Origin of the sequence: Candidatus Sordicultor fermentans, assembly GCF_012728195.1 — a bacterium.
Lineage (GTDB): Bacteria > Atribacterota > Atribacteria > Atribacterales > Caldatribacteriaceae > Sordicultor > Sordicultor fermentans.
This window is the reverse complement of record NZ_JAAYFP010000139.1, coordinates 1-8999: the sequence shown is the minus strand read 5'-3', so window position 1 is coordinate 8999 and position 8999 is coordinate 1. Positions and strand designations below refer to the sequence as shown.

The following is an 8999-nucleotide window of genomic DNA, read 5'->3' as shown; positions in this document are numbered from 1 at the left end:
TATTCTTCGACCAATCATCAAGTTTATAATATTGTCTTTGGCCATTTCCTTTGGCGTACCTGTTCCCGTAACCTCGCCATCTTTAAGAACAGTTATTTGATCAGCTATTTCCAAAACTTCTTCCAACCTATGAGAAATGTATATTATACTTACTCCCTTTTCTTTGAGATTTTTCAAAATCTCAAATAACGTTTTAACCTCTCTAGGAGCTAAAACAGCAGTCGGCTCATCCAATATTAGCACTCTTGCATCATGAGATAAGGCCTTGCAGATTTCTACTATCTGTTGGTGAGCAACACTAAGATTACCAGCAATTGTTTTAGGGTTTAGGCTGAAGCCTATGCTTTGAATTAATTCTTCCGCCTTTTGGTTTAACTTGGACCATTGTATAATTCCATTACGCACTGGTAAATTGCCCAAAAATATATTCTCAGCAACTGTTAAGTCAGGGACAATGGTCAGCTCTTGATAAATAATGTTTATTCCTATATTTCTTCCTTTTTGGGGACTGTTAATTTCAACCGGTCTACCATCAATTAATATTTCTCCTTCATCTTTGGTATACGCCCCCGACAAAATCTTCATTAATGTAGATTTTCCCGCTCCATTTTCTCCCACCAGAGCCATAATTTCGCCTGGGTTTACTTTGAACGTAACCCTTTTTAGTGCTTGCACACCACCAAAAGATTTGCTTATGTTATTCATTTCTATTCTATAAGTAACCATCCTAACCTACCCCTACTAATAATCTTCCCTAAGCCATCCAAAAGAAGAAAAAAAGAACCCAGAAGGTTTGACAACTGATAATCTAAGATTAAAACCTGTCAACATTTTTAAACTTAAAATAGCTAAAGTGTAAATTTTGTCTAAAAAAGCAACCATTTTAAACTATAACTTCTAAACTTTGATTTGGGAAGAAGGGAATACCGATCTCAACATGTAAGCGATAATCGGTTTTTTAAAAAACCGATTATCGCTTAAGCTATTGATTTTTATTATTTAAAATATTGCGTTCGGATCATAGTATTGATCTACGTTCTCCTTTGTAATGCAGATGGCAGGAGTATAAGTAACTTTAGGATACTCTTTCTCTTCTCCCTTAGCAATTTCTACAGCAATTTCCACAGCCATGTGCGCTGTCAAAACCGGGCTATTCATACCAGTAGCACCGTATTTACCCTCTTTTATCAATTGAAGTGCCTCTTTTTGGCCATCAGCTGCAGCACAAATAATAATGTCTTTCATTGGCGTGAGCCCTGCATTTTCAATAGCTCTCATAGCACCTAGCGCCATGCTATCGTTCTCAGCTAAAAGCACATTAACATCAGGATGGGCAACAAGAATGTCTTCCATTGCTTCAAGTCCACCTTCATGCTGCCAGTTGCCCCATCCCTGGGCAAGGATATCAAAGCCAGCTTGACCCTGGGACCTTAATTGTTCCTCAAGTATCCCTTTAAACACACCATTTCTGCGGGCTTTTCCAACAGGATTACCCTTAGCTCCACTTATGAGAGCCATTTTTATTCTTTGCCCGGGCATAAGCCTACTCATTTCCTGAACCAACCATTCACCCACTTTTTCCCCGTTTTCATCATTGTTAGATTGAACTGTGGTAACAAAGTCAGCTGAAGGGTCGATTGAGCTATCAATAATTATCACCGGTACACCAGCAGCAGTAGCTTTCTTAGTAGCCGGCACTAATCCTTTGGGGTCTTTTGGATTTAAAATGAGTACATCAATACCCTGAGATAACAAATCCTCTACGTCTCCTAGTTGCTTAACCATATCATCCTGAGCATCAATCGCAACTAACTTTACGCCTAGCTCTTCAGCCTTTGCCTTAGCTGCTTCAACTTGTGCCTTAAAATACGGGGCACCTAGGGTGTATTGAGAAAAACCAATTGTGATTCCACTCTCGTCCTTTGCTACGGCTGAAACAGCAAAACTTAGCAAAGTTACTGCCATTAACAAGGCTACGATTAATCTAACTTTTTTCATCATGTTCCTCCCTTTCACAAAATTGGACCGGTAAGCTTACCATTGCAAATATGCTATCTAATTTACTTATATAAGTCAAGAGGTAAATACCAGAAGATAATATCAACTTATTATAGAGTATTTTTCCTTCTGTTATTAGATTTTAAGACTCTCTCTATCAGTAGTAGATAGCATAGAAAGTTATTTACAAATGAACAAAAGGGGCTTATGTGTTAATCGTTAAGACAACTTACAACGAGCGAGAAGAGAACCTTTGACTCGCTCCGAGGTAAAACAGAGCCTCTACAAACCTTCTTAAATTTCTGAGACATAATTTACTGTTAAGTTTTTAAAGTAATAAATTTTCTAAGAAAGAACCCATCGGGTGGGGCTTACACCCGATGGGTTATATTTCCACCTCAAAACCTAACTTTTAAACCCATTCCCCATTAGCTCTTCAAGTAGTTGCTCCTGAGTGATGATTTCTTTTGTCAGGACTTCAAAATTTTAGCTGTCCGATTTAAGCTCTTTTTGCTTTAATCAGTCTGCTACTTAGGGGTAGTAAAGTACTCCTGTAAAACTGTCACTCTTTCCATCCTCCCATCGCCCGGTTACAGTGGTTTCAGCGTAATCGAATAGTGGACTATATGAAAGGTAGCCACTCTCTTCAGCATAGTACCCGGGCAGAATCATTCCCAAAGAGGGTTGGGTTTCTGCATAACAATACCCTCCCATACCGCACACCTTGACTGTAATGTTCTCTACGTAGAAATACATATTCGTCCTATTATGCATTTTAAGAGTGCATAGCATCTTGTCTCCATAAACTCCTTTCACCTCCCAAGTAATGTCAATTTGTCTTGGTGATTCAGGAGCCGCTCCACATCCTGCCAAGAATATAGCCATTAGCAGAATGGCAATGTAGAAATATACTGTTTTACTATATTGTTTTAGAAAAACCATCTTTAAAAACCCTCCTTTTTTATTTAATTCCCCTTATTCTCTTTTTCTCGAAGAGGTTTAGAGGGGAACTTTTCTCGTGTTCTCTTTTTAAGTCTTCCTGATTTAAGCTTAAATAACGTTTGGTCATAGTTAAGTCAGTGTGTCCCAAAACGAATTCTCTGTAAAGCGAAAGGGCTCATCCCCTCTCTTAAAGAGTATAGCGTAAGAGTATGCCTTAAGTCATGGGCGTTACTTTATAGCCTAACTTTTTACTGTATTTGGCTAATATATGAGACCAAGAGCTCACCTGTAATGGCTTTCCGTCCTAGCTACAAAATACTAGGACACTTTCTCTCCAGGAATTAGGGCGAACAGAGAGAAGTTTTTTAAGCCACAGACAAGTTAAAGGAGAAAGAGACTTCTTGTGGTCTTATTCCTGTGTCTAAAGTAAGGAGAATTAAAGTATAAATTTTCTGTTCAGGTAGTTTTAAAAGCTTTTCCACAACTTCTTTAGGAATTGTTCTAGCTTTCCCCTCTTCTTTTATCTTTTTGAAGGTTATAGGATTTGCTGGAATAGCTCCTTGTCCTACAAGGTAGCGAAAGAAAGCTTTAAGAGTTTTTTGTCGAGTGTTAAAGGTAGCGGGGGCAATGTTTTCAGTAAAATACTCTTTTACTCTCTTTTGAATACTTTCCCAATCCTCAAGGTTTGCCCTATTAAAGAAATGGTTTATGTGGTAGCGGTAATCTTCGAGGGTGCGTGGTCTTAGACCATCAATTTGCTTTTGTAATAAAAACTCCTCAAAATACTCTTCCCACGTTTTAGGTTGAACCAACTTTAAAACTTTTCCCGTTCGTTCTAATACCCTCTTTTCATGGACAACGCCCTTCGGGGTTAAGAAAAGGAAAAAAGAGAAGGAGGAAGTGCTAAAAGTGGCTCTACAAAAATAATGGCGCCCCCAAGCGGATTTGAACCGCTGCCGCCGCCTTGAAAGGGCGGTGTCCTTACCGGGCTAGACGATGGGGGCGCTTTTATTTTGGTTACCTATTTTATACAACCCCTTTATATAAGGCAAGGGGTCAAAAAAAACTTTTCCTATTCCTGAATGATAGCAGCAGTAGGACAGGAGTCGATAGCCTCTTGTACACAATCCAGGCTCTCATCAGCTCCATTTTTTACTCTGCATATACCGTCGGAATTCATCTCAAAAACATCGGGACAAATCTGGACACACAGCTCACATCCTGAACACACTTCTTCATCTATTCGTAGCGCCATAAACTATATCCTCCTCTGGTAAAAGTGTAATTTTTGCAAACCGGAAAACATTATAGCATATTTATCCAAAAGTGGTGAATTAATTATAAAAACTTCTTTAATATTTAAAATATTTAGGAGATAATAGGGTCAGCGTTTCAGATGAGTTAGGTTGATATACAAAAATGTCATTATCGAGATAAAGAAGGGAAGTTGTCTATTTGATGAAAGAATTTCCCAAGCACCTTCTAATAACCGGAAGACCTGGAGTAGGAAAAACCACTTTAATAAAGCGCCTCATTCCTGCCTTACCCCCGGCTGGTGGTTTTTATACTGAGGAGATAAGATCCTGCGGAGAACGAGTGGGCTTTAAGATTGTTACTCTGGCCGGAGAAGAAGGAATTTTAGCTCAAAAAGGACTAAATTCTCCCTTCAGAGTAGGCAGCTATGGAGTAAACATTGAAGATTTAGAAAAAGTGGGGGTAAAAGCAATTAATGAGGCCCTTGCTTCTTGTGAAGTAATAGTCATCGATGAAATTGGAAAGATGGAGCTTTGCTCTCCTGAATTTGAGAAAACAGTGAGAGAGGCAGTGAATAGTGAAAAAAGAGTTTTAGCTACTATTCCCGTTTTTCCCCTCCCTTTTCTGGAAGGTATTAAAAGCCGCCCTGACGTGGCAATTTTTCAGCTTTTCTACAATAATCGAGAAGAAGTTTATCAAAAAATAAAAAGAGAATTTCACTGAATTTGAATTAGTTGTTGTTTAAGATCCCTTTTTCTTTAGCCAAAAGAAGGCTGTGTAAAGCAGAAAGCGTACTTTCTACCCCCCGATTGGGATTAAGCCCATCCGGGGTTAATCCATCAGCACAGGATCCGTCCTCAGGGTCATAAAGAGGAAGACAATGGCAGTTTCTTCCCCAAAACCACTCAATGGCAGACCGAGCTTTACACCGATAGTGGGGTTGAGCAGTTGCCTCAAACGCCTCTTCTCCAGCAATAGTCATCCACATGGCCTCAATAGGTTGCTGGTCAAATTGGGCTTTTTCCCCTCCCCGAGGAAACCACCCTCTATTTCCCACTGGCTGAAATATAAGCTGATGGTCAAATACATGATCGCTCATAAAATCGAAACTCTCCCTGGCTATTTCTAATAGCTTTTTATCTCCCAAAAGTTGATAAGAAACAAAAAGAGAACCAGGAAGAAGAGCATTGCCCCAGGTCATAATATCTTCAAACCAGGCCCATTGAGGAGAAGCGTTTCTTTCATATTGTTCAACTAATCTTCCTGCCAGAGTACGAACAGCAGAAGGTATATCTAAATTGGGGAAAGTGATTTCTCTTTGCCGGGAAAGCTCTTTTAACCCAAAAATTAAAAAAGCTACCGGGCGAGGCGAAGAGTAAGAAAATAGAGTAGGAAGAAATTTTTCCAGCATCTCCCTTATAACTAATTTGAAGTCTACAGGAATAGCGGTATTCAAAGTAGCTGATAAAGCCCAGAAGGTTCGACATTGACAATCTTCTGAACCAACTACATCCAGGAAACGCCGGTCGATAGAAACTTCATTATGAAACTGACCATTTTCCTTTTGAACCCAACGAAGGAAAGCCAGATACCGCTGAGCCAATTTTTTCGCCAGCGGATCAGGAGAAATAGAGTAAAATTTAGAAACCACTAAGAGTCCTCGACAATTATCGTCAGTAGTATATCCAAACTCAAATTTGGGAAGTTTATAATCAGCATGTTGCAAAAGACCAAAGTGGTCACTGAGGGAAGCTAAATGATCCAGCTTGATTGAGGAAAGAACTGCTTTTTCCTGTAAAATATGCATATCTATCTTATCTCTCACCATTCAAAATTTAGCTAATCTTCGACTAATAGTGATTTACTTGAGAAATCAGGCTGATTTCTTTCCGAGAAAGAAACAGTTTTTTGATTAATAATTTCTTCAAATAATCGGGCATAATCTCTTCCCACTTCCGTCCATTTTAATTTAGCACCAAACTTCTGAGCGTTTTTTTCTATTTGGCGAAAATAAGCAGAATTTTCTAAAACCCTGAGGAGAGCATCTTTAATGCTTTGAGAATCAGCAAATTTTACCAATATTCCTCTATCTTTTCCGATCAGCTCTTGAGCATATAAGTAAGGAGTGGAAATGATAACTTTCCCAAACCGCATAGCGTAAGCTAAAGTACCACTAACAATTTGCTGAGAATTTAAATAAGGAGTAAGGTAAATGTCGGTAGCCACCAGATACTTAACCAATTCTTCTTTACTCAGATAACGGTTCACAAAAATAACGTGTTCTTCTAAATTCAGCTCTTTTACCAATTGCTCTAAAGAATTCCTGTATGACTCTCCCTCTCTCGCTTTAACCCGGGGATGAGTGGCTCCTATTATTAGATACACTACCTGAGGAAACTTATGTACTACCTCAGGTAGTGCTTGAATGACATATTCAATCCCCTTTCCCCGGCTAATCAAACCAAAGGTGGACAAAACAATTCTATCACTGAGTCCCAGGGCAGACTTCTGCCCTTCCTTCTCATAGGAATAACTGGAGGGAGCACCATGATGGATAACCACCAATTTTTGGGAAGGTGCCTGATATTTATCCTCTAAAATGGGAATAGCTAAACTATTCATTACCACTACTTTTTCTGATCTCTGGATTATTTTCTGGAGAACTGCAACCTGACCAGGAGAAGGCTGAGAAAGAACAGTATGTAAAGTAGTAATAGCTGGTTTTCTCAGCCTGTCTAAGAACTCCACCACCATCTCTCCATCTTCTCCTCCAAAGATACCATATTCGTGCTGAATACTTACTGCTTCCAATTCTTTGTTAGCGTATTCCGCTGCTTGCCAATAATCTTCTTTTTTCTCCTTCTGAATTATAAACTTAACTTCTTCAGGATAAGAAATAGTCTCGTCATCCTGAGATACAGCTATAATTTCTGGAGAAAAAGAAGAAGAAGGTATTGCTTGAACCAAATCTTCAGTAAAGGTAGCAATCCCACAGGGAGTGGGGGGATAAGTGGATAAAAACCCTATTCGCAGGGAGCTAAGCATTACCAATTGCTCGCTTTCTGCTCCAGGGCTTCGATTAACTCGTCCTTAGTTCGCCCGTATTTATCTTCATACCGGACTATATCTTCCTCATCAAAATAACCAAAAGAGATTTCCAAAACTCTGACTTTCTTATCTCCGGCACTGAGACGGTGTTTAGAATGTTTAGGAACAAACACCGGCTCTAACTCTTCAGGAAAATACAACTCTCCGTCTATTTCTGCCATTACTCCATCAGTAAGAGGTATCCACAATTCCTCTCTATAATTATGGGATTGGAGGCTTAAAACCTCTCCCGGGTTTATTTCCAGTATTTTCACTGTGGTGGGAGTATTCAAAGTGTACTGAATAAACCTGCCCCACGGTTTTTCGACTTCTAAAGGCTGGTAGGTTCTAGGAGGGGAAGTTGCGCGCCGGGAACCAATAGCTTTGACCATAATAATCACCTCCTCAAAGTTTTGGTTCCTCACTAAATTAGCGAAGAAAATCAATATTAACTTTTTTAACTGTCGTGTACTTATTGTAGGTGAAAACAGAATTAATGTCAAATTGACAAGGAAAGCAGATAGGTTCGAGCTTTCTTCCTATTAAAATGGATAGCCCTCTCACCACCTCAGCCCTCTCCTCCGGTAGTTCTTTTCCTGACAATCGCTCACTAAGAAACGCCCCAGGAGATAATGCCTTATTTTTATATTTTCTGCCGTTATTCCCATATTCATCATAAAAATCAGATTATTTCGCCAAACATCCACCAATTCTAACATCACCGAATATTAGTCGTCATGTGGATTTAAGAGAACTCCTGCTTGATTTTTCACCCTCTTTGAGCCCAAAACCTGAAGTAGGAATGAAGCTGTGCTCCGCAGTATAACCCCGGGGTTACAAAAGATAGTAACCTGTTTCTTTCTTGATCTACCTGCAAATATTCATTTTCTTACTTTTTTGGCCATGTAAATATCAGGTTTTCCTATTCCATTTGCATCTGGCATTACCCCTACAATAATAAAACCCATTTTCTGGTAAAATTCAAATGGGTGCCTTTTTAAATTCCTAATATTAACTATTTTTTCATAAAGATTTTCGTATAAATTCGTATTTGAAAGGGACGTAGAATTATTCTCATCATCAGCTCCTACCCAAATTGTTAACCCACCACGTTCCCTGACCTTCTCTTCTAAGTCATTCACCAGGTCTTTTCCTATACCTTGACCCCTGAACTCTCTCTTAACTACAAGCGGATGAAGCTCCCAAACATTTCCGTTATACATGCTTTTACCGCCAATCCATCCCAGGACGACTTTATCATCATTAACTGCAATTCTACTTATCCTATCTTCTCCAATTGATTCATACACTTCTCCCAGGGCTAACTCCATAGTCGACCATGCTTCGGATATATCCTTAAAACTTTCATATAAAATTGTAGCAGCCTGTTCTATCAATTCTTTATTTTCTTTGTTTAAATCAATTATTTTCATCTTCTCACCCCCAATTTTTGCTTTTACCTTATAATCGGAATCGGCCAGGAAGGGCCACGTCCAATGAGCCAGGCTATATCCGATTATGGATGAAGTGCCAGAATTTTCCCTTCTTAATAAATTTTGTCACCAGGGACCTCTTCCGCTCAGGCTTAAACCATCTAAAAGACTTTTTTGCCAGAGCTTTCCGCACTAACATTGAGTATAAATTTCTGTTATTTATCTTACTATTTTTATGACCTAATAATTCTTGAATGTATATGAAATCGACTCCGCTTTTTGGTA

Annotated in this window: 10 protein-coding genes and 1 tRNA gene; 1 reads left to right on the top strand and 10 read right to left on the bottom strand. The window is 39.1% G+C overall.

All coding sequences use genetic code 11. The annotated features are described in order from the left end of the window. The 6 genes from GXZ17_RS07420 to GXZ17_RS07395 form a co-directional block, all read right to left on the bottom strand. The coding region (locus GXZ17_RS07420; RefSeq protein WP_409376657.1) for an ATP-binding cassette domain-containing protein at window positions 1–726 on the bottom strand (726 nt) is incomplete at its 3' end. A 273-nt stretch (window positions 727–999) separates the two neighbouring features. Then, window positions 1000–2001 carry a substrate-binding domain-containing protein gene (locus GXZ17_RS07415; RefSeq protein ID WP_409376656.1) on the bottom strand — a complete coding sequence of 334 codons (1002 nt, stop codon included), beginning with the start codon at window positions 1999–2001 and terminating at the stop codon, window positions 1000–1002. 528 nt (window positions 2002–2529) lie between these two features. Beyond that, a complete protein-coding gene (locus GXZ17_RS07410; protein WP_409376655.1) occupies window positions 2530–2940 on the bottom strand; it encodes a hypothetical protein in 411 nt (136 codons plus the stop codon). A gap of 365 nt (window positions 2941–3305) precedes the next feature. Beyond that, window positions 3306–3752 (bottom strand): tyrosine-type recombinase/integrase, encoded by a 447-nt coding sequence (locus tag GXZ17_RS07405; protein WP_409376654.1) that lies wholly within the window; start codon window positions 3750–3752, stop codon window positions 3306–3308. A gap of 115 nt (window positions 3753–3867) precedes the next feature. After that, a tRNA-Glu gene (locus GXZ17_RS07400) sits at window positions 3868–3944 on the bottom strand. A gap of 68 nt (window positions 3945–4012) precedes the next feature. Continuing rightward, window positions 4013–4195, bottom strand: coding sequence for a ferredoxin (locus tag GXZ17_RS07395; RefSeq protein ID WP_409376653.1), 183 nt, complete (start codon window positions 4193–4195; stop codon window positions 4013–4015). A gap of 203 nt (window positions 4196–4398) precedes the next feature. Here GXZ17_RS07395 and GXZ17_RS07390 point away from each other — a divergent pair, with 203 nt between their 5' ends. Beyond that, on the top strand, window positions 4399–4917 hold the full coding sequence (locus GXZ17_RS07390; protein WP_409376658.1) for an NTPase: 519 nt from the start codon (window positions 4399–4401) through the stop codon (window positions 4915–4917). Window positions 4918–4924: 7 nt separating this feature from the next. Here the strand turns inward: GXZ17_RS07390 and GXZ17_RS07385 are convergent, their stop codons facing one another. From GXZ17_RS07385 to GXZ17_RS07370, 4 genes are all read right to left on the bottom strand, one after another. Next, complete coding sequence (locus tag GXZ17_RS07385; RefSeq protein WP_409376652.1) at window positions 4925–6022, bottom strand: hypothetical protein; 1098 nt, start codon at window positions 6020–6022, stop codon at window positions 4925–4927. An 11-nt stretch (window positions 6023–6033) separates the two neighbouring features. Further along, on the bottom strand, window positions 6034–7239 hold the full coding sequence (locus GXZ17_RS07380) for a glycosyltransferase family 4 protein (protein WP_409376651.1): 1206 nt from the start codon (window positions 7237–7239) through the stop codon (window positions 6034–6036). Further along, the gene (locus GXZ17_RS07375; protein WP_409376650.1) at window positions 7239–7673 is read right to left on the bottom strand and encodes a phosphomannose isomerase type II C-terminal cupin domain; all 435 of its coding nucleotides are present in this window, start codon (window positions 7671–7673) and stop codon (window positions 7239–7241) included. The genes GXZ17_RS07380 and GXZ17_RS07375 overlap by 1 nt, the downstream gene beginning before the upstream one ends. Before the next feature lie 489 nt (window positions 7674–8162). Then, the gene (locus GXZ17_RS07370; RefSeq protein WP_409376649.1) at window positions 8163–8714 is read right to left on the bottom strand and encodes a GNAT family N-acetyltransferase; all 552 of its coding nucleotides are present in this window, start codon (window positions 8712–8714) and stop codon (window positions 8163–8165) included. Window positions 8715–8999: the final 285 nt, after the last annotated feature.

Coding starts and splice junctions, on each gene's coding strand:
- GXZ17_RS07415 (WP_409376656.1), bottom strand. CDS start 2,001: ATGATGAAAAAAGTTAGATTAATCGTAGCCTTGTTAATGGCAGTAACT.
- GXZ17_RS07410 (WP_409376655.1), bottom strand. CDS start 2,940: ATGGTTTTTCTAAAACAATATAGTAAAACAGTATATTTCTACATTGCC.
- GXZ17_RS07395 (WP_409376653.1), bottom strand. CDS start 4,195: ATGGCGCTACGAATAGATGAAGAAGTGTGTTCAGGATGTGAGCTGTGT.
- GXZ17_RS07390 (WP_409376658.1), top strand. CDS start 4,399: ATGAAAGAATTTCCCAAGCACCTTCTAATAACCGGAAGACCTGGAGTA.
- GXZ17_RS07385 (WP_409376652.1), bottom strand. CDS start 6,022: ATGGTGAGAGATAAGATAGATATGCATATTTTACAGGAAAAAGCAGTT.
- GXZ17_RS07380 (WP_409376651.1), bottom strand. CDS start 7,239: ATGCTTAGCTCCCTGCGAATAGGGTTTTTATCCACTTATCCCCCCACT.
- GXZ17_RS07375 (WP_409376650.1), bottom strand. CDS start 7,673: ATGGTCAAAGCTATTGGTTCCCGGCGCGCAACTTCCCCTCCTAGAACC.
- GXZ17_RS07370 (WP_409376649.1), bottom strand. CDS start 8,714: ATGAAAATAATTGATTTAAACAAAGAAAATAAAGAATTGATAGAACAG.